Annotated in this window: 31 protein-coding genes; 17 read left to right on the top strand and 14 right to left on the bottom strand. The window is 54.2% G+C overall.

Going from position 1 to position 24,452, the window contains the following annotated elements; all coding sequences use genetic code 11:
- Positions 1-216 precede the first annotated feature (216 nt).
- Positions 217-726: a GreA/GreB family elongation factor gene (locus HYW18_02810; GenBank protein ID MBI2485050.1), complete on the bottom strand. Its 510-nt coding sequence runs from the start codon at positions 724-726 to the stop codon at positions 217-219.
- Between the two features lie 88 nt (positions 727-814).
- Here HYW18_02810 and HYW18_02815 point away from each other — a divergent pair, with 88 nt between their 5' ends.
- The 5 genes from HYW18_02815 to thpR all read left to right on the top strand — a co-directional run bounded on the left by HYW18_02815 (position 815) and on the right by thpR (position 3,094).
- Positions 815-1,066, top strand: coding sequence for a YdeI/OmpD-associated family protein (locus HYW18_02815; GenBank protein ID MBI2485051.1), 252 nt, complete (start codon positions 815-817; stop codon positions 1,064-1,066).
- A 74-nt stretch (positions 1,067-1,140) separates the two neighbouring features.
- A complete protein-coding gene (mscL, locus tag HYW18_02820; protein MBI2485052.1) occupies positions 1,141-1,440 on the top strand; it encodes a large conductance mechanosensitive channel protein MscL in 300 nt (99 codons plus the stop codon).
- Positions 1,441-1,443: 3 nt separating this feature from the next.
- Positions 1,444-1,995 carry a hypothetical protein gene (locus HYW18_02825; GenBank protein ID MBI2485053.1) on the top strand — a complete coding sequence of 184 codons (552 nt, stop codon included), beginning with the start codon at positions 1,444-1,446 and terminating at the stop codon, positions 1,993-1,995.
- Between the two features lie 38 nt (positions 1,996-2,033).
- The gene (locus HYW18_02830; protein MBI2485054.1) at positions 2,034-2,552 is read left to right on the top strand and encodes a hypothetical protein; all 519 of its coding nucleotides are present in this window, start codon (positions 2,034-2,036) and stop codon (positions 2,550-2,552) included.
- Entirely contained in the window at positions 2,549-3,094 is a 546-nt protein-coding gene (gene thpR, locus HYW18_02835; GenBank protein ID MBI2485055.1) for an RNA 2',3'-cyclic phosphodiesterase, read from the top strand. The genes HYW18_02830 and thpR overlap by 4 nt, the downstream gene beginning before the upstream one ends.
- On the opposite strand, the gene HYW18_02840 is transcribed toward thpR, so the two are convergent.
- From HYW18_02840 to HYW18_02850, 3 genes are all read right to left on the bottom strand, one after another.
- Positions 3,084-4,301 (bottom strand): DEAD/DEAH box helicase, encoded by a 1,218-nt coding sequence (locus HYW18_02840; protein MBI2485056.1) that lies wholly within the window; start codon positions 4,299-4,301, stop codon positions 3,084-3,086. The genes thpR and HYW18_02840 overlap by 11 nt on opposite strands.
- Positions 4,302-4,490: 189 nt before the next feature.
- The gene (locus HYW18_02845; GenBank protein ID MBI2485057.1) at positions 4,491-5,657 is read right to left on the bottom strand and encodes a fibronectin type III domain-containing protein; all 1,167 of its coding nucleotides are present in this window, start codon (positions 5,655-5,657) and stop codon (positions 4,491-4,493) included.
- Positions 5,658-5,733: 76 nt separating this feature from the next.
- A complete protein-coding gene (locus HYW18_02850; protein MBI2485058.1) occupies positions 5,734-7,236 on the bottom strand; it encodes a PLP-dependent transferase in 1,503 nt (500 codons plus the stop codon).
- A 40-nt stretch (positions 7,237-7,276) separates the two neighbouring features.
- On the opposite strand from HYW18_02850, the gene HYW18_02855 reads away from it, so the two are divergent.
- The 6 genes from HYW18_02855 to HYW18_02880 all read left to right on the top strand — a co-directional run bounded on the left by HYW18_02855 (position 7,277) and on the right by HYW18_02880 (position 11,111).
- Complete coding sequence (locus tag HYW18_02855) at positions 7,277-8,164, top strand: succinylglutamate desuccinylase/aspartoacylase family protein (GenBank protein MBI2485059.1); 888 nt, start codon at positions 7,277-7,279, stop codon at positions 8,162-8,164.
- 22 nt (positions 8,165-8,186) lie between these two features.
- On the top strand, positions 8,187-8,381 hold the full coding sequence (locus tag HYW18_02860; protein MBI2485060.1) for a hypothetical protein: 195 nt from the start codon (positions 8,187-8,189) through the stop codon (positions 8,379-8,381).
- Between the two features lie 80 nt (positions 8,382-8,461).
- Entirely contained in the window at positions 8,462-8,851 is a 390-nt protein-coding gene (locus HYW18_02865) for a hypothetical protein (protein MBI2485061.1), read from the top strand.
- 144 nt (positions 8,852-8,995) lie between these two features.
- Positions 8,996-9,829, top strand: a complete 834-nt coding sequence (locus HYW18_02870; GenBank protein MBI2485062.1) for a hypothetical protein — start codon at positions 8,996-8,998, stop codon at positions 9,827-9,829.
- Positions 9,822-10,691 carry a hypothetical protein gene (locus HYW18_02875; protein MBI2485063.1) on the top strand — a complete coding sequence of 290 codons (870 nt, stop codon included), beginning with the start codon at positions 9,822-9,824 and terminating at the stop codon, positions 10,689-10,691. The genes HYW18_02870 and HYW18_02875 overlap by 8 nt, the downstream gene beginning before the upstream one ends.
- 150 nt (positions 10,692-10,841) lie before the next feature.
- A complete protein-coding gene (locus HYW18_02880) occupies positions 10,842-11,111 on the top strand; it encodes an RNA-binding protein (GenBank protein ID MBI2485064.1) in 270 nt (89 codons plus the stop codon).
- A gap of 41 nt (positions 11,112-11,152) precedes the next feature.
- On the opposite strand, the gene HYW18_02885 is transcribed toward HYW18_02880, so the two are convergent.
- Genes HYW18_02885 through HYW18_02910 form a run of 6 tightly spaced genes read right to left on the bottom strand, consistent with a single transcriptional unit; the run spans position 11,153 to position 15,870 of the window.
- Entirely contained in the window at positions 11,153-11,545 is a 393-nt protein-coding gene (locus HYW18_02885) for a hypothetical protein (protein ID MBI2485065.1), read from the bottom strand.
- Positions 11,542-12,096 carry a hypothetical protein gene (locus tag HYW18_02890; GenBank protein MBI2485066.1) on the bottom strand — a complete coding sequence of 185 codons (555 nt, stop codon included), beginning with the start codon at positions 12,094-12,096 and terminating at the stop codon, positions 11,542-11,544. Before HYW18_02890 ends, HYW18_02885 begins: the two co-directional genes overlap by 4 nt.
- Position 12,097: 1 nt before the next feature.
- Positions 12,098-12,991, bottom strand: a complete 894-nt coding sequence (locus HYW18_02895) for a hypothetical protein (GenBank protein ID MBI2485067.1) — start codon at positions 12,989-12,991, stop codon at positions 12,098-12,100.
- Complete coding sequence (locus tag HYW18_02900) at positions 12,951-13,436, bottom strand: prepilin-type N-terminal cleavage/methylation domain-containing protein (GenBank protein MBI2485068.1); 486 nt, start codon at positions 13,434-13,436, stop codon at positions 12,951-12,953. Before HYW18_02900 ends, HYW18_02895 begins: the two co-directional genes overlap by 41 nt.
- Positions 13,433-14,557 carry a type II secretion system F family protein gene (locus HYW18_02905; GenBank protein MBI2485069.1) on the bottom strand — a complete coding sequence of 375 codons (1,125 nt, stop codon included), beginning with the start codon at positions 14,555-14,557 and terminating at the stop codon, positions 13,433-13,435. The genes HYW18_02900 and HYW18_02905 overlap by 4 nt, the downstream gene beginning before the upstream one ends.
- A gap of 2 nt (positions 14,558-14,559) precedes the next feature.
- Complete coding sequence (locus tag HYW18_02910; protein ID MBI2485070.1) at positions 14,560-15,870, bottom strand: type II/IV secretion system protein; 1,311 nt, start codon at positions 15,868-15,870, stop codon at positions 14,560-14,562.
- 81 nt (positions 15,871-15,951) lie between these two features.
- On the opposite strand from HYW18_02910, the gene HYW18_02915 reads away from it, so the two are divergent.
- Genes HYW18_02915 through HYW18_02925 form a run of 3 tightly spaced genes read left to right on the top strand, consistent with a single transcriptional unit; the run spans position 15,952 to position 17,331 of the window.
- Positions 15,952-16,422 (top strand): prepilin-type N-terminal cleavage/methylation domain-containing protein, encoded by a 471-nt coding sequence (locus HYW18_02915; protein ID MBI2485071.1) that lies wholly within the window; start codon positions 15,952-15,954, stop codon positions 16,420-16,422.
- A 44-nt stretch (positions 16,423-16,466) separates the two neighbouring features.
- Positions 16,467-16,637 (top strand): 50S ribosomal protein L33, encoded by a 171-nt coding sequence (gene rpmG / locus HYW18_02920; GenBank protein MBI2485072.1) that lies wholly within the window; start codon positions 16,467-16,469, stop codon positions 16,635-16,637.
- Between the two features lie 43 nt (positions 16,638-16,680).
- On the top strand, positions 16,681-17,331 hold the full coding sequence (locus tag HYW18_02925; GenBank protein ID MBI2485073.1) for a hypothetical protein: 651 nt from the start codon (positions 16,681-16,683) through the stop codon (positions 17,329-17,331).
- On the opposite strand, the gene HYW18_02930 is transcribed toward HYW18_02925, so the two are convergent.
- The 3 genes from HYW18_02930 to HYW18_02940 form a co-directional block, all read right to left on the bottom strand.
- The gene (locus HYW18_02930) at positions 17,325-18,317 is read right to left on the bottom strand and encodes an ABC transporter ATP-binding protein (GenBank protein ID MBI2485074.1); all 993 of its coding nucleotides are present in this window, start codon (positions 18,315-18,317) and stop codon (positions 17,325-17,327) included. The genes HYW18_02925 and HYW18_02930 overlap by 7 nt on opposite strands.
- Before the next feature lie 19 nt (positions 18,318-18,336).
- Positions 18,337-19,047, bottom strand: a complete 711-nt coding sequence (locus HYW18_02935) for an ABC-2 family transporter protein (GenBank protein ID MBI2485075.1) — start codon at positions 19,045-19,047, stop codon at positions 18,337-18,339.
- A 67-nt stretch (positions 19,048-19,114) separates the two neighbouring features.
- Positions 19,115-19,912 (bottom strand): ABC-2 family transporter protein, encoded by a 798-nt coding sequence (locus tag HYW18_02940; GenBank protein MBI2485076.1) that lies wholly within the window; start codon positions 19,910-19,912, stop codon positions 19,115-19,117.
- Between the two features lie 29 nt (positions 19,913-19,941).
- Between HYW18_02940 and HYW18_02945 the strand changes: the two genes are divergently transcribed.
- Both HYW18_02945 and HYW18_02950 read left to right on the top strand, forming a co-directional pair.
- Positions 19,942-20,817, top strand: a complete 876-nt coding sequence (locus tag HYW18_02945; protein MBI2485077.1) for an A/G-specific adenine glycosylase — start codon at positions 19,942-19,944, stop codon at positions 20,815-20,817.
- 19 nt (positions 20,818-20,836) lie between these two features.
- On the top strand, positions 20,837-21,718 hold the full coding sequence (locus tag HYW18_02950; GenBank protein ID MBI2485078.1) for a hypothetical protein: 882 nt from the start codon (positions 20,837-20,839) through the stop codon (positions 21,716-21,718).
- A 99-nt stretch (positions 21,719-21,817) separates the two neighbouring features.
- On the opposite strand, the gene HYW18_02955 is transcribed toward HYW18_02950, so the two are convergent.
- Positions 21,818-23,377, bottom strand: a complete 1,560-nt coding sequence (locus tag HYW18_02955) for a hypothetical protein (protein ID MBI2485079.1) — start codon at positions 23,375-23,377, stop codon at positions 21,818-21,820.
- Between the two features lie 269 nt (positions 23,378-23,646).
- Here HYW18_02955 and xth point away from each other — a divergent pair, with 269 nt between their 5' ends.
- Positions 23,647-24,450 (top strand): exodeoxyribonuclease III, encoded by an 804-nt coding sequence (gene xth / locus HYW18_02960; GenBank protein ID MBI2485080.1) that lies wholly within the window; start codon positions 23,647-23,649, stop codon positions 24,448-24,450.
- Positions 24,451-24,452 lie beyond the last annotated feature (2 nt).

A 24,452-nucleotide genomic window follows, 5' to 3' on the forward strand; every position in this document is an offset into this window, starting at 1 on the left:
GTCCATACGCCTGCAAAGGCTGCGCCACGCTTTATGATTGTCATTCGACGAGTCTCTGGTACCGCTTCCTCGCTCGTCGCGCCAAACGCCGCTCGCCACTGGTGAAGATGTTATAATTCCACACTCCATTAGCTCTAATTCGTGAGAATAAGCGAATAGTAAAAGGCTCATGGCCCCGACAAGGGTGGGTGGGTGGATCTGATCCCAATTCACATTTCATGCTACAGCCGTAATAGTGTACACCGTCTTCGACCCTCTTATCTGAAGTACGACACTCTCGCCGGCGCGCTTGCCGAGAAGAGCTTGGCCAAGAGGGGAGAGATGGGAAATCCGGCCGCGTTCGGGGGCAGTTTCCTGCGAACCGAGAATTTCGTAGATCCATTTCTTTCGATTCTCTTCGAGCGTGACTTTGGATCCGATCCGCACACAGCCGTTCTCGTCTGGCCCCGATGCGATTGGGATAGCGCGCTTCAACTTCTCCTCGAGCATCAACAGGCGCTCGTTGATGCCACGCAGTTTCGCCTTAGCCATCTGGTAGCCGACGTTTTCCGAAAAGTCGCCCATCTCTGCCAACCGCTGTGTTTCCGCAACTGCCGCTGGCCGGTCTGTCTTTTTGAGGCGGAGGATGATCTTTCTCATCCGCTCGATCTCCTTTGGTGTTACGTAATCATCCTCCATTTTCAAAGCTTGTCGAAGCTTTTCCCCTCGTCTTGTAGGTACGCGCATATGTCCGGAAGTATAGCAGGCATCAGCTTTCCTCATTAAATAGCTTGTCCAACACTAAGTGTCGGACAGTTCGTTTTTAGAGCACGGAATGTGCTATAGTGACACCATTATGGTGCACAAGGTGCCAGCGGATCTACGGAAAGCTCTCCTCTCAACACCTGCGTCAAGAGCCGTCTGGGAAGACATTACGCCGCTTGCGCGCAACGAGTGGACTTGCTGGGTGACGTCTGGAAAAAAAGAAGAGACACGGACTATCCGCATCAAGAAGGCACTCTCAAAACTCAAAAGCGGCATGCGCCGACCTTGTTGCTGGGCCGGCTGCCCTCACCGCTCCAAGTAGTCTATGCAAAAAATTATCTCCCATCTTTGGTTCGATTTCGATATTGCAGCGCTCAAACAGGCGCACGACGGCGTATGATCAAAGACTTTGCGGCGTTTTTGCGAGAGTTCAACATTGTGTCGCTCGCGATCGGGTTTGTCATGGGAACCGCATCGACCTCGCTTGTTGGGTCGTTCGTCAAAGATATTCTGATGCCGATTGTGGAACCGTTGATGTCGGCGCGATCGTGGGAGACGGCCGTGCTTCATCTCGGCCCGATTAATATCGCTTACGGGGAGTTTCTCGCCGAGCTGATCAATTTTCTCATCCTCGCGCTTATCATTTTTGTCGTCGTGAAAAAGCTCTTGAAGATTGAGGTAGAGAGGAAGAAGTAGGGTATGCCTCGAACCAATAACATCGTGCGCGACGCGGGAATTGTAGCGATGAGTGTTTTGGTTGCCGTAGTACTGGCTCAAACAGGCACGCTAGAGGCTCTTCTTACAAGCACGCAAGGACGGATCATGCTTGGGAGCTTTCTTGCTGGCCTCTTTTTTGTTTCCATCTTCACTGTGGCTCCTGCATCCGTCATGCTTGTGGAGATGGCGCTTGCGAACTCGGTGTGGGAAGTTGCGCTCTTCGGGGGCTTAGGGTCGCTTGTGGGAGACCTTGTCATCTTCCGATTTATGAAAGACAGCGTGTCGTCGGATGTCCGCTGGCTTTTACGAAAGACAGGGCGTGAAAAAGTTTTGGCGCTTTTCGGCATCAAGCATGTGCGTTGGCTCATCCCGTTTCTCGGCGCTCTCGTCGTTATCTCTCCGTTTCCCGATGAGATCGGTCTTGCCATGATGGGACTCTCCAACATGAAGACGCGATGGTTTGTACCGATCACCTTTGCGCTCGACTTTTTCGGCATCCTTCTTATTGGACTTGTTGCAAAGCACGTGTGGTAAGTTAGGGCTCAACGAAGTCACGGACACTTGCTTTTTTCATGGTTTGCGCGCAGAATGCCCAGATTCTCAATAACAAAGACTGTCCTATGAGGAATTATCAAAGCAGGCCTCGCCCGCAAGGTGCAGGAGGGTGGGGAGGGCCGAAGAAGTTTGGCGGGGCAAGACCGTTTGGCGCCAAGAAACCGTGGGATCGTGGGGGAAGCGACCACCGCCACGAGGACCGTCCAATGTTTCAAGCCACGTGCAACGCATGTGGGGAAGCATGCCAAGTGCCGTTTAAGCCAGTTAATGGCCGTCCGGTGTTTTGTCGCAATTGTTTTAAAAAGGATGGGGATGAAAAGCCTGCACGAGACTTTTCTCCTCGGGAGTTTTCGCCTCGGCAGGAGCGCCAGGTGGAACGCCCACGCACAGACCACTCTGGGGAGGCGCTCAAAGCCATTAATGCAAAGCTCGATGCCATCATGGACACACTTGCCGCAATGACTATTCCGTCAGCCGAGGTGCCTGTGGTGCCAAAGAAGACGACGAAGAAGCGCGCGACGAAGAAGAAGGTGTGAAGCGTATCTTTTTTGCCATCCCACTTACCGTAGAGATTCAGCAGAGACTTTCCCTGGTGCAGGGCGACATCCGGCGCCAGCTTCAACACAGCCGTGTCGCATGGGTTTCTCCCTGCGACATGCACATCACACTTCACTTTTTGGGTGAGGTCTCCGTGGCCTCCATTCTAAAACTTGTCCAGGAGGTGAGAAAACTCTCACTGCCGGACGCTTTTTCTCTGTCATGCGGAGATGTAGATGCTTTTCCTTCCAAAAAAAATCCCGAGACAATTATCGTGCGTACGCACACGCATACGGCTTTATCTGCCCTGCGCCAGCGCCTCGGGACAGTTATTGTTTCACAGGGACTCACCATGAGTGAACGTGCGTTTCATCCGCACGTGACACTCGGCCGTGTACGTTCCTCTGGGGAAGTTCTTCAACCCGAGCAGGTCAGCCCGCTCTCTGCGCAGATTCTTATTGGCGGATTTACCCTTTTTGAAAGCAAACTTACGCCAGATGGCCCGGTGTATAGCGCTTTGGAGCATTTTCCTATCGGGTAAATCGGCGACGGGGTTTTCGGAACGGGGCGGGATAGCGTGACGACGTGCGAGAGGGCTGTGTCTGGACGGACCGTTCGACTGTCTCGCCCGAAGGGGTTTTCACAAGGAGAGTTTTTCGAATGAGCCGCTCAATATTTCCAATATCGCGGCGCTGTTCAGGGGCGGCAAAAGATATGGCTTTCCCAGATTTTCCGGCGCGTCCCGTGCGGCCGATACGATGCACGTAATCTTCCGAATGGTCCGGCAGATCGAAGTTCACGACGAGTTCAATATCTTTCACATCAATTCCGCGCGCGGCGATGTCGGTAGCGACCAAGATACGATATTTGCCGTTCGAAAACCCTCGTAGAGCATCCTGCCGCTGGGCCTGCGAACGGTTCGAGTGAATCTCGGCAACCGAGTGATGCATGTTTTTAATAGACTTGGCAATCTTCTTTGCGCCGTGTTTCGTGCGGCTGAACACAAGCACGGTTCCTTTGTGTTCGGCAAGGAGGCGTTCAAGCAGCGCAGTCTTTTCTGTTTTGGGTACAATGTACACTTCCTGGTCTACTTTTTCTGCGGCAGTTCCCGATGGAGCTACCTCCACGCGCAAGGGCTGCTTCATGTATTGGCGCGCGATGGAAGCAATCTCTTCGGGCATGGTGGCAGAGAACAGCATGGTCTGCCGCTCTTTTGGTACGAGCGCAAGAATACGTTTGAGCTGCGGGGCGAAGCCCATATCGAGCATCCTATCTGCCTCGTCAAGCACCAGGACGCCCACGGTTGAAAGGGAAGTGCTCTTTTGTTCCAGGTGGTCGAGCAAGCGTCCTGGAGTGGCGACAATAATATGCGGGCGGGCCTTGAGCTGCTTCAATTGTGGCCCCATGGATGTCCCGCCAATAAGTACGGCGGTGCGCAGTCCCAACGGCCCGCCTACTTTGTGTAGTGTCTCCTCTACTTGGACTGCCAATTCGCGTGTGGGGAGAAGCACCAATCCCATTTTCCCTTTTGCCGAGATTTGCTGAATCATGGGGAGGGAGAAGGCAAGAGTTTTTCCTGTGCCTGTCTGTGCAATACCAATCACATCTTCGCCGGTGGTGGCAACGGGGATTGCTTTAAACTGAATGGGTGTCGGATGCTGGAAGCCCAGCCGTTCAATTTGCTCCAACAATTTCGGGGCAATGCCGAGGCCAAAAAAGGATTCGCCTGCCAGTTCTTCGCGTGTCATAAGTGTTTCGCACAGAGGCTATCACAGTTTCTCCTCTCTGTATAGCAGAGAACCCCGCATGCGCGGGGTTCTGGCTACTCATCACTTTTTTCCTCGCCACCTCCGTTCTTATCGTCGCCTGCATCCGGTTCTTTGTCTGCCTCGGGAGGATTCTGCCACTGACTGTTTTGGAATGTCATATGAAAGGAGTTATTCGAGCGTCTCGAACGTTTTCTCGCCGGACACGGTGAGGTTGCCGCTTGCGTCCGCGCTTCCCACAACAAAGTGGTACGCCTTATCCGGCTGGAGACCGGTCACTTCCACGTTGTGATAGAAGGAGAGCTCGGCTGAACGTTGTGCTGGAGCGCCACTTGTATCCACCGGAGAGGCGAGGCTGGCCCACACGCGGCTGTCGGATGCCTCGTTCGTTACCCAGATGATATGCGCGGAGGTGGCTGTCTTTGCGCTTACCGCCACGTAGACAATCTCCGGTCCGGTGGTGTCTTCCACGGGGGCCGGTCGTGTGTGGAATCGGTCTTCGCGCGTGCCAACATTTCCTGTCGCGTCAGCGCTCCCCATCACCACGTAGTATTGCGTGTCGGGCTCAAGCCCGGTCAACTCTAATTGGTGAACGAACGCCAGCTCCACTTTCTGTACTGCTGGTGCCGCTTTTATGTCCACTGGGCTTGTTTTACTCACCCACACGCGACTGTCGGATGCCTCATTTGTTACCCAGAACAAACGAGCCGATGTTGCCGTCCTTGCGTTGATCGCGGCATAGACGATGTTGGGAGCCGTCACATCTTTTACAGGCTCGCTCACCTTTGTGTGGAATGTCATGTTCTCTGTGTTGGATACATTGCCTGCGCGATCACGCGCTCCCACAAAGAACGAATAGGTGGTGTCAGGTGCCAGATTCGTGAGTTCTACCTGATGGCTCATGGACCATCCGTCGGCGGTCTTTACACGTATTGGGGATGTTGGATCGTTCGCCGCGCGGTAACTTACTGACCCGCGTGACAGTTCGTTTGTCTGCCAGCGAATGACGGCTGTCGAAACGTCGGCCTCGGCGACAACGTTGCTTATAACAGGCGCTGTCTTATCCTCCCGTTTCTCTCGATCGTCATCGTCGTCATTCAAACGATGCAGTATTTTTGCAATACCCGGCGGCAAACCTTTACCGTTTTCGAGCCGCTTCTGCACGCCTCGCGGAAGGACACCATCCCTGAAGGGGACATCCCCATTCGCCTCCGCCCGTATCTCTACGGAAGCTTTGACCTCATCCTTCTCCCTCGTCTGGTCGTCACCGTGCGCAAACCCGCTTGTGGGGGGGAGAAGGAGTGCTGCGGCCAGAATACTTAGATAGATGTTTTTCATAGGGCAAATGAAACACTAGGGAATTAGTTCGACCTTTCCCTATACGACGCCCTATGCGGAATTTTCTTACGCCCCCTTACAACCGATTAATAGCCTTTTTGAAGATTTCGGCGAGAGCGTGGATTTCCTCTATTGTTTCTGTTCCCGGACTTATGCGGATGAACGGGTTTGTGTCTTGTTCTGCGTGGAGAGCGGTCAAGTACACGCGTGTCGTGTTGAACCCAAAACTTGTTCCCGCAATGAGTGGCACATGCGCGCGCTTGGCCTCTTCTATAGCGAGACGAAGGAATTTCTTATACTGCTCAACAGTTTGTTGGCCAGGTTTCCACACGAGAACAAAGAAAGCTCCCTTGAAGGGCCGTGTTCCCATCCATGCATATGCAGGGTGTGCGGGGAGTCCAGGATATACAACGTGCGAGAGGGGGGAGTTCGTCTGTGTCTCGAGATGCTTATCAAGAGTGTGCGCCAGCATCTCTGCATTGCGGCTGATACGCCCTAGTCGTTTTACGAGGAGTCCCTTGTTTGGCTCCGCAAGCGCTCGCGCCGAGGCGTCGGGGAGATTTGTGCCGAGGTGGACGCGCGCGGAAAAAAGTCCAGATACGTATGGCCCCACGCTCCAGATGATGCCGCCGGTAACGCGATCAAAACCGAATTGATAAAACTTGTTGAGGCTTTCCACGACGATCAAGCGGAGGTTTGTGAAGAGAACCGGGAAGTCTTGCAATGGTTGATACATCACGCCCGCCGCGCTGTTGTCGAGCACGATAAAAGTTGGACGTTTGACAGCCTTTGCTAAGCGAGGGATGAGGGCAGAAAAGTCTGGCGCGGCAACGCGTTCGGTGTTGCAAATCGTGTCCAGGAAAATGGCTGCCGGAGCGTGCTCTTCGACGGCTCTTAGGACGGCATCCGTGTCCATCTCGTCCACAAAGTGCATAAGGCCGCTGAACGTCTTTCGGAGAATACCTTTATTTTCAAAATAGCTTTCCCGCCCCACAAGTACGGGAGAGGTTATGGCGCCTGTCTGCACGAGGTAATTTACTACGGTGGTAAAAGCCGCCATTCCGCTTGAGGTCGCGTAGGCATGCGGCGTGAGGTGGAGCGGGGCTTCGATATACTCCTTCACGAACCGCTCCTCATAACCGGCTGCGTCAAGATTTTGATCGCGCTTGTAGTCGTTGATCGTGCCGGTGATTTTCCCCGTTTGCATTCCTGCCTCGGAGAAGAGCGCGTGCATGAACGAAGGGGATTGCCAATCGGCGGAGCACAAAAGAGCGCCCCGCAAACCCGCCAACGCACGAAGCTCGTGCATCGTACGGCATTTTTTCTGTATCAACGAGGAAGTATCCTGCCCATCGTGTTTTCTCCGAAGTTCACGCCGAAGGCCACTCTCAATTTCCTGGTAACGTTTTTCGTACCCCTTACCGGTTTCAAAGAGCAGAGGCCGTATGTGATCCTGCACAAACTCCGGATGCCGGCGAAGGTCTTTCAAAAACTTCTCCAGCGACTGTTTGCCGGAGCGGGCCAAAAAGAGTAACTCCTCGAAATCTTGGGCCAGGTCGACGCGAGTTTCCGCTATCATAAGGGTTCCGTGATTGTACACCATCTGTTATGATTCCCTCATGTTTTTAGACCTATTTCAAAAAAATCCCCGTGTTTTCACTCTCGCGGGAAAGCCAGGCGGAAAGACGCTTCTTGTGACGGCGGGAATGGATGGAGATGAGTATGCGGGGATGGAAGCTGCACGCCGTCTCGTGCAGGAATTTTACTCGGGAGGTTTTTCCGGCCGTCTCGTTGTTATCCCTATCATGAATAGGGCAGGATTCTGGGCCGAGTGCAGCCACAATCCAGAGGATGACAAGTTTCCGAAGTTCATGTTTCCGGGCCGGGCAAACGGCACACCAACCGAGCGGCTCATCCATTGGCTTGTAGATGGTCCCCTCAAGCAGGCGGACGTGTGGTATGACATGCACGGCGCGGCGCTTACCGAGGGGCTTCGGCCGTTCGTGTGGCTCCATCGTACGGGAGAGCGGGATGTCGATGTGCTGGCGCAACAGTTTATCCGGCACGTGAGGGCGGAGGTAGTGATGTTTGAGGAAACGGTGTGGCCATGCAAAGCGAAGACGCTGGCGCGGCAGGGCAAGATGTATGTCGTGGCGGAGTCAGGGAGTCGCACAAGCAATGGAGAGGACGACGTGGCGCGCCATCTTGATTGGGCGCACACGATGATGGGGACGCTTGGGATGATCGAAGCACCATCGGCAGAAAAGACAGAGAAGGTCGTGTTACGCTCCTGCGTCATGTATCACGCTCCTTGTGACGGAAGATGGCTTCCCCGACAGGGGGTGACACACGTTTCTCGCGGAAGTATTCTTGGACATCATTCCCCTCTGGACGGATCTCGCACCTCTCCCGTGTGTGCACTCTCTGATGGCGTACCTCTGTGGTGGAAAGAGACGCCGGCGATGCGCAAAGGCGATATCCTCTTTGCTATAGGGAAAAGTGCTTGAAGATGGGTTATACTATTTTTCTATGACACACAGAATGTTTTTTCACGTGAGCGAAGCGGTCTTTGCGCTCGTGGCGCTTCTGCACCTTTTGCGGCTTGTGTATGGTTGGAGCGCGCAGATTGGTGGGTGGCAAGTGCCAATGTGGGCAAGCGTTGTGGCCCTTGTGGCCGCAGGCTTCTTAGCGCTCTCTGCCCGCAATCTTGGACGGAGGCCATAGGGTTGCAGGGAAAGAGGGAGAAAGGTAGGATCACTCGGGGCGGGAGACCCACCACACAAGGAGACAGAACGGGGGCATTTATGCGACGATTGCGTTCGCCCGATGCCTACGCCACGGTGTGGGCTATCTTGGAACGGCGCGGGTTCTGCGTGCCGAAGCAACCGGCGCCCAAGAGCCGCGTCTTCGGGGACGTTGGGCTTGATGGCTACGACTTCATGCTCATTGTGAGCGAGGTCGAAAGCACGCTTGGCATCCACGTGGACACGGATTGGCTTCTTGACCGTCCGCCCCGCGTGGAGGTTGCCGCGTACCTCAAGCGGCTGCACTTGGAGAACGTGGCCATCAACGGCTACGATGCTTCCAACCCGAAGGCTCTGCGGAATCTTGTGATGGGGCATATGACGCTCGCAAGCTTCGTGGCAACCATCCGGGACGCCGTGGAGCGACCCGCCGTGATTCACATTAAGTGATCTTCTTCGCTCCGCGCTCCCTCGGAGCGTTTCTCTTTTTTATGGGCGGGAGCTATACTTTTGGCGTATGCGCACACGTTTTGCCTTTGTCCTCTGTCTTATCCTCCTGCTTGTTGTGCTTTACGTTTTTGCAGGGACCCGACTGTGAGCATTTGTTACCGATCCAATGCGGATTTTCTCCGGCGAGATATAGGGGAGGGGGGGCGTTTTTATTTTGTGGGAACAGAGGAGGCGCCGGGAGTCCGCGCGGCTTTTGGTCCCATTGTGCGTGAGGAGTACGAGGGAGATAACGAACCAATGATCGAGGAAGGTCCATTTCGTCCTATTTCATGGAGGACGCATATGCATGCGAGGGTTCCTGCCGGGTGGCGAAAAGGGCGCATCGCTCCCATTATCCGCCGGCACGGTTTTGTGGATGTGCAAGAAGTGGGAGACTGCCGTGACCGATATTGGAGTGCGCAGGCGAAGCGCCATGAGCGAGCGTGGATGAAAGAGCAGAGGGAATGGCAGATGGTCGAGCCGACCCTTGAAGAGTTTATTGCCGGCATGCGTGCGACGGATAAAGATATACTTTTCAAAGCGATGTTTATTGATTCGCTTCGGCGGATCGCACGTGGACATGGGGGTTTGCTTCACCTTCGGGCGCTCCGGCGCGCAGACGGGCCCCTTGAGGTTGGGCTTGCGACGGTGGATGTTCCCGAATGCCGCCTCTCCTTCCACCACATTGCCTTCACGCTTCCAAGCGCACGCGCATCTTCAGCGGGCACCGGGCTTATTATGGAGTGGTTTGACCGCGCAATGGCCCAGAAACTCCACGCTCTTCACTTCGGTGTTTTCTGGGCGCCTGGTTCGCCAAAAGATTGGAAAGGATTTTCTCGATTCAAGGCACAGTTCGGTGTGCAGATGATGGATTTACCGCATCCACTCGTGCGTTGGGCGGGGCGCATGCGAGAAAACATTCAACGTTTGTATGTCTGACCACCTATGGTACGAGGGGGAGTTGGGAAAAACTATTTGTGTGGGGGCGGCGCTTCCAGATGGTTATAGGCGATATACACAGAGCGAGGCATACATACGGCGGGAGTGTACCGCGAAAAAGCATTATCAATTTGTCGGACGGCCGGGGGCTTATGGAGCTCGGTGGCGGTACGGGCCTGTGGCATTTGAAAAATATGTCGCGGATGAGGAACCGTACATAGAACGGCGAGGCTGGCCGCGCAAAATCATTTGGCAGAGAATATGTTCCAACGAGCAGCCAAGCGGGTGGAAGCTATCAGAAACGTGGACAGTTCCTCGACTCACGGGGTTTGTCGAACTTGATTCTGGGGACATGACGAGAACATGGAGCGCGCACGCCCGCCGGCATCTCAAAACTTTTCACGCGGCCAGTACCTGGCGTCTTGAGCCGGTCACGTACGCAGAGTTTCTTCATTCGTATCGCAAAACGGATAAGCCGTACTTCATCAAGCGTCTTTTCACACACGTGCTTCGCGAGAAGATTCAAGCGCACGGCGTGCACGTGCGCCTGTTCGGAGCTCGACTTGACCGTCCAGGTGCTCCGCTTGAGGCAGGGCTCGGTGTCTTTGATGTTCCAGAGATCGGGCAATCCGTGCACCTCCTTTCGTTCATCCATCCGCGGGCGAAAATGGATTCCGTCGGTTTTGGCCTCATGGAGCGCTGGTTTTTAGAATCTCTCAACAAATCCATGAAGTTCTTGGACTTCGACACGTTTTGGGCCCCAAAAGATCCTGTCATGTGGCGCGGGTTTTCAGCCTTTAAGTCCCAGTTCGGGACACGGTTCATCCTCCACCCCCCTGCCCTTACTCGCTGGTCCTTCTAGGGGTCAGACCCCGGCGGGCTTGCAATTTTTAGGGATTTGTGATACTCTCCTTCCAAGTCTGTGACAGTTCCCTTGGCTAGCAAGTGCGTAACTTGAGTTAAGTGCGAGCAGGAAAGGTCGTGCACGGGCATTATTCAGTGAAATTTTCTTATGGAACAAAACAAGTTGTTCGTGGGAAACCTCCCGTACCAAGCCACCGATGAATCGCTCAAGGCGCACTTCTCGCAAGCTGGTAACGTGCTTGAGGCCACCATCCTTACGGACCGCGAAACAGGACGTTCTCGCGGATTCGGATTCGTTGTCATGGAAACAGATGCGGCGGCTCAAAAGGCCATCCAAATGTTTGACCAGCAAGACTTCGATGGACGCCAGCTGCGTGTGAACGTGGCTCGTCCGAAGGAAGAGCGCGCCCGCTTCTAAGCGTGTGCACACAAAAAAGAGGCTTCTGCCTCTTTTTTGTTTTATGGCGTAAGAGTTTCTTCTATACTCTCAATCAAAATGACAGGGGAGAGAGTGATAACGGCTTTTACTCCACGCACGATGTCTCCGCTTGTGAGCGTAACCAGCGCGCTTGTTTGTCCGGGGGCGGGGGCCGAAAGGGCCACCGTGCATGTGGCCGCGTTTGTGTAGACGGTTGGATTATTCCATGCGGGGTCTGCAGAGAGTTGTATGAACACCTCATCCAGACATCCAAAAAGCGCGGTGCGTGTTTCAAGTGCTTGCCGCTGTTCATAAGAGCCCGCGATGCTCTCGATCCCTGTTTGGCTCAAGAGCACGAGGGCGGCAACACTCACCATACCCATGATGAGGAGCGGGAGAATAAGCACGATGCCTTTGGGGGACTGAGATTTCATAAAACAATGAGAGAGGGCGGGAGAGCGATCGCCGTTTGAGAATCGAACGAGGCACTGCGCGTTGTCGCGTTAGGTGCCAACATGAAGGCCTCCAGGTAAATATTTACGCCACGAAGAACAGCAAGCGAGTCGTATACGGGATCAAATCGAAATTTTGTCACGTTAATCGTGTTGGCGCTTACCCACACAGAAGGAGCTGCATCTATCTGAATTTGCAGTCGGTTGATCGCGTGTGTACTTCCGCCAAACGTGACGGTTGTCGACGCCAAGCGTATGGTGACCGTCTCTAGCGCGGGGTTTTGGTACACGAGTACTCCGTTGTCGTTCCCGAATGTTGACGATGTGGCCAACAGCGTCGGCGCTTCCGTCAACTGGGTGTGAAGATGCGAGAGTATGAGAGCCGCGGTCTGCTCCATAGTGGCGCGCGAGCGGTACGCCTCTGCCGCGTGGGTGATCGTTAAAAAAACTTTTACACCCGCCGGCACGATGATCATGAATGCGGCAATGTAGAGCACGACTTCAAGCAGAGTGAGACCTTTGGGAGCACGCATATTAATCTGGGATAAACGGATCGCTTGTGAGCGTGGACCCATCACCAAAGACAAGCGTAAGTGTTACTACCGTTCCCTCCATGTTATCGGCAAACTGTGCTTTATTCATTTCATCCCTATCGCTTGGGGAAAGCGTGTAGTCGGCAATATTGAGGGTCGTTCCTGTCAGTTGCGGCCCAGGTGGCGTTCCCGGCCCCGTGTCTGACCAAACTTTCACCGATTCGATAAATACTTGACTTATGGTGCTTGCGTTTGTCCATGTGAAGATTATTTTATCAATGACGACGTCTGCGCCTCCGGTATTTTCGATCTCGATTTCACGCAACTGCTTTCCTCCAAACCACTCCGCCTCACTCACATCCAAAATGACCGAGCTTGATTGTTCATTGAGAAAACAGGGGTTTGTCGGCGTTTGATAGCGCGTGCGAATGGCAGAGTGAGAGACTGTCTGTACGCGTCCAGCGGTGTCGGTCCAGTTGGTCGTTGCCTCGACATCCTTGCTGTCCGGATCCACCGTCCCGCCAGTGGGAACCACTAAACAGTTGCTATCGCGCTCAACTTCGGTGACGCTCACGCTTCGAGAAAATCCCCCGGGGAGACTCTCTGGTCCGCCCGCGGCGACACTCCACGAAGTGCCATTCCACACAACGATGCCGGGGTTGGTGATGGGGAGATCATCAAACCGAATCGTCTTCATAGCCTCGATTCCCTCCATTGTTCTCCACAGCGCTTCTTGTGCAATGAGGGCCGACCCGGTTTCTTGGTTGACTGTTACGGCAAGTCCGGCGGCTGCCCCAAAAAAAGTGATGAGTATCGCTGCCGCAAGGACAGCTTCGAGGAGGATGGACCCACGTTCATTGTACTGCCATGCCGGTTTCGGAAATAGAAATGACATACGTCGCATCTTTATAGTCTATCGCAATGGAGCCATATTGACTTGTTTCTCCGTCAAACAGTCCGAAGGCAATTTCATGATCATTCCCGCTAGAAGGGCCTCCGCCGCTCAGGGTGACGGAGGAGAAGTGTGCATCTTTCTCGAAAGGCGACACAATATCTTTTGTTGTGTCGCGTAGGGCATAGCTTGTTCCGGCGAAGAGCACCACCTCTGTTGCCGATCGTGTCACTTCGTTGTAGGGGAGATACACACCCCACGGAAGGCCACTCATGCCGTCTCGCGCACGGCGAGCGGAAGTGCGCAACAAACTTTCCACGCGCAGAGCTGGCTCATCGCTGTCCGTAGCAAACAGGGAAGGAAGCGCCGCTGTTGCGGCAGTGACCAGGAGCGCAAACAGACCGATGACGAGAATAAGTTCCAACAGCGTGAAGCCCCGGCGCATCATATGGAGCCAACAACTTGATAGATGGGAGAGATAATGGAGTAAGCAAGAATGCCGACGAAGACACCAATACTCAAGATCATCACGGGCTCGATAAGCGAGGAGATATTCCGCACGGAATCGTCTACCTCCTGTTCGTAAAATTGCGCGAGGTAGTCGAGCATCTCTGGCAATGTTCCCGTTTCTTCCCCAACGCGCACTAACCGAATAGCCATCGGTGGCACGAGATGCGGCATACTTTCAAGAATGTCGGTGAGGGTTTTTCCGCGCGACACCCCCGCCTGCGCGCTCTCAAATAGTCTGCGGAAGTAAAAGTTCTTCAACACAGATCGCGTAATGGTGAGCGCGTCGTTGATCGGCATACCGCTTGCGAGAAGCGTGCCCATAAGTCGCGTAAAACGGGCCAGGTTGATATTGCGCGAGAGGTGCCGGATAACCGGCATATGCAAAATGATCCAGTGTGTGATGGGGCGGAGATGCCGGATGCGCGGAACGACAAGAAAGAGAAGGACAAGCAAGAACAGGCCGGCAAGCACGTAGAGCGGATAGGTCTTTACAAAGCCAAGCGTCCACAGAATGGCGCGTGTGGTGAAGGGAAGCTCGACTTTAAGCGTCTGAAAGAGAGGAATGATTTTAGGAAGGACGAACAGAAAGATGAATCCACCGATTACGATAGCGCCCGCGAGCACAATCATGGGGTAGAGCATGGCGCCGCGCACTTTTTGTTGGAGTTCATGCTGTTTTTGCAGCTGCGTGGCAAGGTGGTTGAGGTTTGCTTGAAGAGTTCCCGACGATTCACCCGCGCGGATCAAGTTAATGTAGACCGCCGAAAAGACATGGGGGAACTGCTCCATCCCGTCGGCGAGTGTGCGCCCACTTTTTACGGCGTCTTCCAGTTCGTTGAGGATGGCTTTGAGTGGTCCGGATGACTGCTGAACAAGAATATTGAGCGCTTCATCGATGGCAACCCCAGAGCGCAGAAGTACCGCAAGATACTTCGTAAGCAACATGCGCTCGGTGTGTGAAAGACGCACAAACAGACGCGAACGCAAAGATACTTTTCGCCGCCCCGTAGATTTCTTCTGTACTGCCCTTTTTGGTTTCTCCTCCTTTTTCTTTGCCATAGCTACTCTTGCATGACGCGAATAAATTCCTCCACAGTTGTATCGAGAGAAACAATTTTACGAATGCCGTCCTCTTCAATTGTTGTCATACCCTCCGCGAGTGCCTGCCTTTTAATTTCCGCACTGCTTGCGCGCCCGATGATAAGTTTTTGGATTGCTTCAGAATTTTCCAGCACCTCATAAATACCGAGCCGCCCCCTGTACCCGCTTTGTCCACAAGCGGAGCATCCTTTTGCCTCGGCCACGGTAACGGAACTTTTCTTTTCAAATAACTTTTCAATGACATTCTCTGCCAGAATTTGTCCGGCTTCCTTCTTTGAAAAAGATTTCTGCCCACGACAGTCAGGACATGTGCGGCGTACCAAACGCTGTGCGATAGAACAGTTCAATGTGGAAGCGACAAGAAAAGGCTCGACTCCCATATCAATAAGGCGGGGGATCGTTGTGGCGGAATCATTTGTGTGGAGAGTGGAGAGGAGCTTGTGACCGGTCATGGAGGCATTAACGGCGATTTTTGCTGTTTCTTGGTCGCGGATCTCTCCTACCATGATGATGTCGGGGTCTTGGCGCAGCAAGGAACGGAGGCCTGTGGCAAACGTGAGCTTGGCCACTTGGTCCACTTGGCTCTGGTTTACTCCCTTGATTTCGAACTCCACGGGGTCTTCAATAGTGGAGATGTTTACCTCTCGCTTGTTTAGAATTTCCAAGATGGCGTAGATCGTTGTTGTTTTTCCCGATCCGGTTGGTCCGGTAGCAAGAATCATACCCCACGGGCGTTTGATAGCGCGCTGCACGCGGGCGAGGTCGTTTGGCGCAAGTCCGAGCTGCTCCAGAGAAAGTTTGTGCGATTGGCTGGAGAGAAGCCGCAGAACGGCTTTCTCGCCCTGGGTGGTGGGAATGATGGAAGCGCGCACATCCACTGTCTCCTCGCCTACGGAAAATTTAAACCGTCCATCCTGCGGAGCATGATGCTCGTCGGTGCGCATGCGCGTGAGAATTTTAAGGCGTGCAATGAGCTGGACGTGCACGGGCAGGGGAATCGTAAAATCATCACGGAGAATTCCATCCACACGAAGCCGCAGAAGCCCCTGCTTTTCATCTGGTTCAATATGAATATCTGAGGCGCGGAGTCCATACGCATATGCCGAAAGCGTTTCAAACAAGCGGACAACAGCATCTTCGGCCCGGGCCGACTTTGCGGACTCAATGAGACTTTCAACGTTCGCACGGCCCGGCGTTTTTCCCGCAGGAGAAACTTTTACCGCCGAGACGATTTTGTCTTTAGCTTTGACGATTGTTTTTCGGGTAGGCATATTTTTCCACAGGGCACGCACCTGTGTACGCAGATTTTGCTATAGTATACATGATTTCTTAATTTTTATCTTTCTCATTTTATGCAACAAAGAGGTTTTACCCTTGTTGAGCTCCTCATTGTGATCGCGGTCATTGCGATCATCGCGGCGGGAGTGTTCGTCGCTTTGGATCCGGCACAGCGGTTTCAAGAAGCGCGCGATTCGCAACGCTGGAGTGATGTGAGCGCCCTTATTTCGGCCGTAAAGACGGATCAAGTGGACAACGGCGGCGCATATCTTGCCTCCATTGCGGCACTGACGGCAGGAAATTATCATGTGATTGGGACAAACGCTGCCGGATGTAATGCGGGATGTACAGCACAAACGACACAGGCAGCTTGTGTGGACCTTACGGGCCTTGCAACGGAGGGCTACTTGGGGAGTGTTCCAACCGATCCGAGCGGTGGCACGGCGGCGTTTACGGATTACTACCTTATGCGCAACGCAGCGGGTGTGGTGACCGTCGGTGCATGTGACCCGGAGGCAGCTGCAGATATTAGTATTGCCAGATAGGATTCTTGACACAAGAACCGTGTCGTGGTTTAATTTGCCACGATATGTCACAAGAAAACCTCATCAAACTTGTGTCCCAGGGGGACAACACCGGGGCGGGGAAAGGGCACGTCATCTTCTCGCGGAAAAACAAAAAGACGCTCAAGGAACGCCTCGAGCTCTCGAAGTTCAACCCGCTTGTCCGCAAACACACGGTTTATAAAGAGTCCAAATAATTTCACACTCCGCCTTTCGTGAAGGGCGGGGTGTTCTATTTTTATGACACGTCTTCTCTCTCTTCTTGCCATTCTTCTTCTTCTGGGCGCCGGTTGCGCCCCTTCAACCACGACGATCGATACGAGCGTGGACGTAGCGGACCCGGACGACTTACCCGAAAGCGATGCCGCGTGGACGGCACACAACAGCATCATCACGGATGGGGTAGATGAAGCGCTTGTGGGAACGTGGGTGCTTGCAGAGCAAAAAGTTGCCGGTGTCACGAATCCGTTTGCCGGGCATTATCTGACATTTTCTGCCGACAAAACTCTTTCCCACGACTATAGCACCGAGCGAACGGAGCGTTTGCCGAGCTGCACCGTTGGAGGAATGGTCGCCGGCACGTTTTTCAGCGAACTGGAAGTGGATCTCGACGTCGTCGGGGACACAGGAGATATTGACCCGTCTTCCGGTGCCGTGAGCACGCTCTTGTACGTGACGCGTGATCGTCAAAATCCGGAAGTCGAGTGTCCGGGGTCGGATGTCGTCGTACAGTCAAACACGCCCACGCTCCCGCTTGGCACAGGCCCGCTCCGTACGGGTTCGATGGGGAGCGGCGTTCGCTACACCTACGAAATGGATGATGATTGGCAGACGCTTGTTGTAACGCTCGATCAGCCCTCCGCCATCTACACTTATAAGAGGATTCAATGATTTTCCTTCCCCCTGCGCCGCTCGAAAATACAACGTACTGCTTCCTCGAGCGGTACGTTTTCAATAAGGAGATCGCTTAGGGGAAGAGCGCCAAGCATTTTTTCCACGCGGCTGCGGACCTCCTTATGAGGGATGTGAAACACGGCTCGTTGCGGGTGGAACTCTACCAACTTTCCGAAGCCTTCGAGTACCGCTTTCGTGTGCGGATGTTCCAGGACGACGGTCACTTCTTTGTAGTCAATCACGCTTCCCACAAGCGTTTCGAGCGATCCATCATAAAAGAGAACACCCTTATCAATCACGATGGCGCGCCGGCAGAGCGCCTCTACGTCTGCCATCGTATGGGAGGTGAGAACGATGGTGGTTTTCTTTTCACGATTCCATGTGTGCAAGAAGTCCCGGATAGACTGTTGGGAGACGACATCGAGCCCGATGGTCGGCTCGTCCAGAAAGAGGACACGCGGATTATGCAGGAGTGAGTTGAGCAACTCGCACTTCATGCGTTCGCCAAGTGAGAGTTTGCGTACTGGAATTTCCAGCACGTCTTCAATGCGCAAGAACTCGGAAAGCTCCGACACGCGTTTACGATACGTCTGATCGGGGATCTCATAGATTTCCTTATTGAGAAGGAAACTGTCTTTTGCAGGCAGGTCCCACCACAGCTGATTTTTCTGTCCCATGACGATGGAGAATTGCCGACGGAAGGCATCCTTACGCTCCCACGGAACGAAGCCCATGACGGTTGCGCTCCCCGATGTGGGCCAGAGGATTCCCGAGAGCATCTTGAGCGTTGTTGTTTTCCCTGCGCCGTTTGGGCCGAGGAATCCCACGACCTCTCCTTCCTCGATGGAGAACGTGAGATCTTGCACTGCGGGAACTTCCAGAGACTCCCGATGGACGAGTGATCGAAGCGTTCCCAAAAACCCCGCCTGTTTTTTATACGAGCGATAGGTCTTGGAGAGAGAATGGAGTTCGATGATGGGCATAGGGGAAAGGTTTGAAAGGTTAGGAACTGGCGGAAGTATAGTGCCGCACGGCTTTGTTCCAGACCATGACGGAGGCAGAGAACCATAGCAGGGTCAGCCCGATGGCGACTCCCACGAGGATCGGAGATAGTTCTCCAAGAAGGGCGCGAACGGGGAAAGCGACAATCAAGAAAATCGGAATGACAAAAAGTAAGACGGAGCGAAGCAGGGAGGGGAAAAATTCTGGCGGGATGCGCGCGCTTGCCAGAAAGTGGCGATACAAAAACCACGTGGCATAACCGGACTCCATCCAGAAGCCCAGAGCAGCGCTCATCAGGTTGAAGGCAAACGCGATCACGATGCCACAAAGGAACAACACGCCTCCCGCAAGCCATCCCTCCCAGGAAGGTTGCACGGAGAGGGAAGAGAGAGCGTACCATACCATCCATCCAACAACGGGGAGGGTCGTCACGTCAAAGAGATCGAACATATGGAACGCGGCCCAAAACAGAGGCGAGAGGGGCTTTGTAAGAATGGTATCGAGCGCCCCAGCATGGATCAGCTCGTGCACGTGGGAGAGGCCGCGCCAAAAAAGCTGAACGATGACATCAATCGCGTTCATGATGGCGAAGAAGAGCAGAAGCTCGCCTTTCCCGAATCCGCCTATACTTTGTGTGTGTGTGAAGAGAGCGACGGTGAAGGCAAAGAAAATCCCCATGCGCAGAAGTTTTCCGACAAAGAAGGTCAACATATCCAACCGTGAGCTTGATTGGTGAGCCATGTGCAAAACGCTCCAGGTTTTCCAGATGCGAAAATATCTACCGACCATAAGCTTCATAAGAACGGACGCCAGCGCGCCAGGATAGCGAAAGGGTGGTAAAGATGAGTGCGACCCAAAACCATTGAGTCAAAAGAATAGAGAGAATTTCTGGCCATGTGGAGTAATTTCCGAGATATGCTTGGATGGGGGTGTAAAGAATGTAGGCGAACGGTGTGTGCGTCAGGATCGCGCGCGCGGACTCTGGAAAAAGCATGAAAGGAGTGTAGATACCACTCAAGAAGTACATGCCGACATACATAAGCCAACGTGGACCAAAAGAGCGGTGTGTCCAAAACGCGACCGTGCCTACCCCCATGTCGAGCAGAACGGCAATAAGAAGGCCGCCGACAAGAAGAAGGATGAAGAGGAGTAAAGACGTGGTGTTTGCCGGTGGTAAAAGCTCGATGTAGGGAAAACCAACGACAAGAATGCCGATAATGAAAAGGCCAATGACAGCATTGATAGACCGGAGGGCTAAAGAGCGGCTAAACCAAAATCCGAAATAGCGGATTGGGCGCAAGAGATAATTTACAAGCCCTCCATCGCTGATTTCGTCGGCGATGGTGTGCATGACTTGGGCGTGGATGATAAGCGGAGCAAGAAGGGCGTTTAAGATGATGGTTGTCAACAGAGTCGGTAACGATACGGCGTTTTTAGGAAATGCTTGGAAGAAAAAGAGGAGAGAGCCGAAAATAATAAGGTCTTGGATTAATGCGAGAACAAAAGGGAGACGATACACAAGTCGCGCGGAAAGAGCTAACGAGAACGTGGTTGTGTATTTCCGGAGCCATTTCATAGAAATGATGGAGCGATTATACTACGGACATGGAAAAACTGCTTTCCTGGTATAAAAAACACGGCCGGAAGTTGCCCTGGCGCCGCACGCGAGACCCGTACAAGATTCTCGTTTCGGAAGTTATGCTTCAGCAGACGCAGGTGCCGCGCGTCCTTTTATACTACGAAAAATGGCTCACGCAGTTTCCGTCGTGGAGATCTCTAGCGCAAGCAACGAACGCCCAAGTCATCCGCGCGTGGTCGGGGCTTGGGTATAATCGCCGTGCCCTTATGCTTCGCGACGTGGCAAAAACTGTTGTGGGGCAGGGAGTGCCGAAGTCGGAGACGGATTGGCAGAAACTCAAAGGGATTGGGCCGTACACGGCGGCAGCGCTTGCGGTGTTCTCTTTGCGCACGAGGGCTCTGCCGATTGATGTGAACGTTCGCCGCGTTCTCGGGCGTGTGTTTTTTGGCAAGCCTTACCCAACACCCAAAATAGATCGGCTAATTTGTGAGAATAAGAGAATAGTTTTTGGACGAGCGCATCAGTTCTACGACGTTCCGCAAGCGTTATTTGATCTTTCCACAATGATCTGTAAGAAGAAACCGCTGTGCGAGATTTGTCCGTTGCGTACGGAGTGCAAAACGGCGCCAAGATTTCTCTCCGGAGGAGTAAAAACGCCAAAACGTTCTCTTAAGAAATCCCGCGAGCGTATTCGCATCGGTAAAAAATATCCTGACCGCATTTACCGGGGGCGTATTCTTAAACTGGCGGCCCACATTCGTGGGGTGGGCCTGCGCCATGTGGGTTCTGTGGTTGATCCGGCCTACACACCACGCGATGCCGCATGGATGACGGCTATGATCGAGCGTCTCATCGCCGATAAACTTGTTGTACGCCGCCGCGGTCGCTTATTCGTGGAATAACTGCTACAATTTTCCCACTATGTCATCTCCTATCTTTACACGCAATGCGTTTTTGCATTTGCTTGCGTTCATCAGTTTTTATTGGGCTGTCGTGGGGCTTATCACGCTCTACTTCCAAATTGTCAACGCGCTCTTTCCGGACCCGCTTATCTATCAAGACATGACATTTGGCGCCATGCGGTGGGGGATTTCTTCGGTGGTTATTGCGTTCCCTGTTTTTGTCGTGACGATGCGGTTCATTCGGAGCCAGGGCATTATTCGACCGCATTTCCCCATATACTTCACGCTTTTTGTGACGGGTGTCACGGCCATGATTGATTTAGCTACGCTTGTATATCACCTCACCGGTGGGGATCTCACAACGCGGTTTATTTTGAAAGCACTGGCTGTGCTCGTGGTTGCCGGTTCCGTGTTTGCTTACGAATGGTGGCACTTGAAACATGACGCGCTTCACCCGTCCAAACGCGCACGCTTCATGTTTATCCTCGTCTATATTTTACTCGCGCTTTCTGTGGTTGACGCATTTTGGGTGATTGGTTTACCAAACGTGCGGCGGTCACAGTCGCTTGATGAACGGCGCGTAAACGATCTTCGCTCTTTGCAATGGGAGGTGCTTTCTCTCTACCAACGGGATGGCGAACTTCCTGAAACGCTTGATATGCTTGTGCGCGATCCGGGCACCAGTGCTGCCTATGAGTATCGGCCACTCGACCTTGCGTCATTTGAGCTTTGTGCAACTTTTGATCGCGCTTCTACAGGAAAAGAATCGCCGCCTTATATGGGCCGACCCATTGCGGAAACATCAGACATTTTTACCCATGGGGCCGGATACACGTGCTTTGCGCGCACGGTTGAAGCCGATCCGGCTGTAGCCAATGAAAAAATCTATCGGCTGAGGTAGGGGGAGAATAAGAGAGGTATAAAAGTCGAAAGCGACCCCGTGGGGTCGCTAGGTCCTCCTTCGCCTTGATGGGCTACGGAGGATGGAGAGAAGGAACGTTCAGTCGTTGGGATCCGTGAGCTTGCGCACCCGCATAGCGTGGGTGTCGAACGTGCAGGGCGCGTCCGCGAGCGGGTAGAAGCGCCAGCAGTCGCGCGCGACGGGCGGCGTATCGCGCGGGGGGAAGCCCGGCACGAGCACGTCGGTCCGCGCGGCGAGGAGCTGGCGGTCGATCTGGTCCTGGGGCCACTCGAGTTCGTAGCGGAGCGTCTGTCCGCTCTGCACGACCGTGGCCGTGTAGAGCTCTCGGTGCTTCGTGCGGCTGAAGCCATCGTAGGTGGGCTTCACGAACTGCCAGCCGCACTCGATGACGCGCGACTGCAGGGCCTCGTAGAACCATGCCTGGCGCACGATGCTCTCGCGCGGCACGGTCTTGGTGCCCTCGTCTTCGCGCCCCTTCTGTGGCCTCACGGACTTGACGTAGCCGGTGCCCCCTTCCTCCATCTCGGCGGCCAGGATGTGGCGGTACAGGTAGGGGGCGTTCTCCGGCGTGAGGCGCCGGAGGAGGTTGCCGAGCAGCTGCTCGCACTCCCGTCCCCACGTGTTCCTGTGCATGTCGAGCAGCAGGTGGGTGGCGATCGTGTAGGACGAGTCGCACGCGGGCAGCGCGCGCAGGATGTCGTAGCGCACGCCGATCGGGAGGGCGCGGAGGCTCTCCGTGTCGACGTGCTTCGCCGTCATGTTCGGCTGCGACAGCGCACTCGTCGTCGCCTCGATCATGGGCAGGGCCCAGTCGAAGCCGACCCGGGCGAGCGCCATGAGCTCCTTGATGCCCTTGTTGTAGAACGCGTTGTGGGGCGGAGGTGGCGGGTTGCCGGCCTGGAGGTGCGCCGCGAATGCCGTAGCGAGCCACCACCGGTGAACGAACGCCAGCGGAGCCCGCCGTGCGCACTCCGTGACCATCTTGCGGAAGTCGTTCACGTCCTCGAAGCAGGGCCAGAGGGAGGCGGCCCATCCATCGGAGGAGTCGAGGAACTTCCCGGCGAACGAGCCATCCGTGTTCGTCGTGATGAGCTCCCACACGATCTCGCGCATCATCTGCTTGCCGTCCCGGTGGGTCAGGATCACGTCCGTGAGCCACGTCGGGTCGTGGGAGCGGCGGAGGATGTGCGTCCGCGCCGTCTCCACGCGCTCCTCGATCGGGAGCCAGGCGAAGAGGATCGGCAGCTCCTGCACGATCTCCGTCATCTGGGTCCACGACGTGTCCGTCGTGAGAACCCGTGCGAGTGCCGCACGGTCTGCCTCGGGCAGGATCGTTCCGAGGTGCTCCAGACTCTGCAGGACCCAGCAGAGCCCGTGGGCCTGCGTGATGTCCTCGGGGAGGTTGCACTCGCGGTCGCGCTCGATCGCGGTCAGGATGTCCGCCAGCTTGAGCGTCCCCGTCTCGTCGCGAACCGTGAGGTCGGGGTGCAGCATGAAGCGCGCCTGGCGCGTCTTCTGTGCCTTCTTCTCCTTGATGGCCTTGTCGCGGGCCTGCTGGTACTCGAGGAAGCTGAACCCGCGATTTTCGAGATCCTTCCGGATTTCCTGCATCTCCTCACTGTTGAGCTCGATGTCCATGGTCGGTCTGCCTTTCTGGTGCGAAATGCACCTTTCAAGGCAGGGCCACCATCGGCCCTACCTTGAAAGGTGCATTTCACGCCTTCAGGGGGCCGACGTCCTACAATTTTACGGTGGACGTTGGAAGTAGGATCTAACTACATAACATGGGAATGTCCTGTTTTCTCCTCGGCTTGCTTGCCGAATGGAGGTGACAGAATACCAAAAAACGGTCGAAATGTCAATACATAATGGAAGACTCCGTCCGTGATACAATTTCTGCAATATCTATGCCAAAGCGCACGCGCACGATTATCTCTTGGAATGTCAACGGTATTCGCTCGGTCTTGCGGCAGGGTCTTTCGGATTTTATAAAAAAACACCATCCCGACATTCTCTGCCTACAAGAAACGAAGGCTGAGCAAGGCCAAGCCGTCGTAGATTTGCCGGACTATGAGGAGTATTGGAATAGTGCAAAGAAGAGAAAGGGATATTCTGGCACCGCGATTTTCTCCAAGCAAAAACCTCTCTCGGTTTCTTTTGATTTACCTGTCAAAGGCGGGGTGCTTACGGACGAGTATGGGGACGCTAATGGGGAAGGGCGCGTGATCACGGCCGATTACGGAGACTTTTTTCTGGTCAACGTGTATACACCAAATGCAAAGCCGGACTTGGGACGTCTGGCGTACCGACATAAAGTTTGGGACCCGGCGTTTCTGAAATATCTTAAAGCCCTTGAAAAGAAAAAACCCGTGATTGCCACAGGCGATTTCAATGTGGCGCACGAGGAGATAGACATTGCGCGACCGAAAGAGAATGTGAAAAACGCCGGCTTTACTCCCGAAGAGCGCAAAGGGTTTGAGCGCATAGTGGAGGCGGGGTTCGTGGACACGTTCCGTCTGCTCCACCCAAACGAAAAAGATCGTTACACGTGGTGGGCGCGCTGGAGCAATGCCCGTGCGCGCAATGTCGGTTGGCGCATTGATTATGTTATCGTCTCGCCGGCGCTCAAGAGAAAAATTAAACGCGCGTTTATTCTTGACCATGTTATGGGCTCCGATCATTGCCCTGTGGGGGTTGATTTGCTAGGGTAGCT

The organism is Candidatus Uhrbacteria bacterium, from assembly GCA_016187485.1.
GTDB lineage: Bacteria > Patescibacteriota > Patescibacteriia > UBA9934 > UBA10169 > JACPJO01.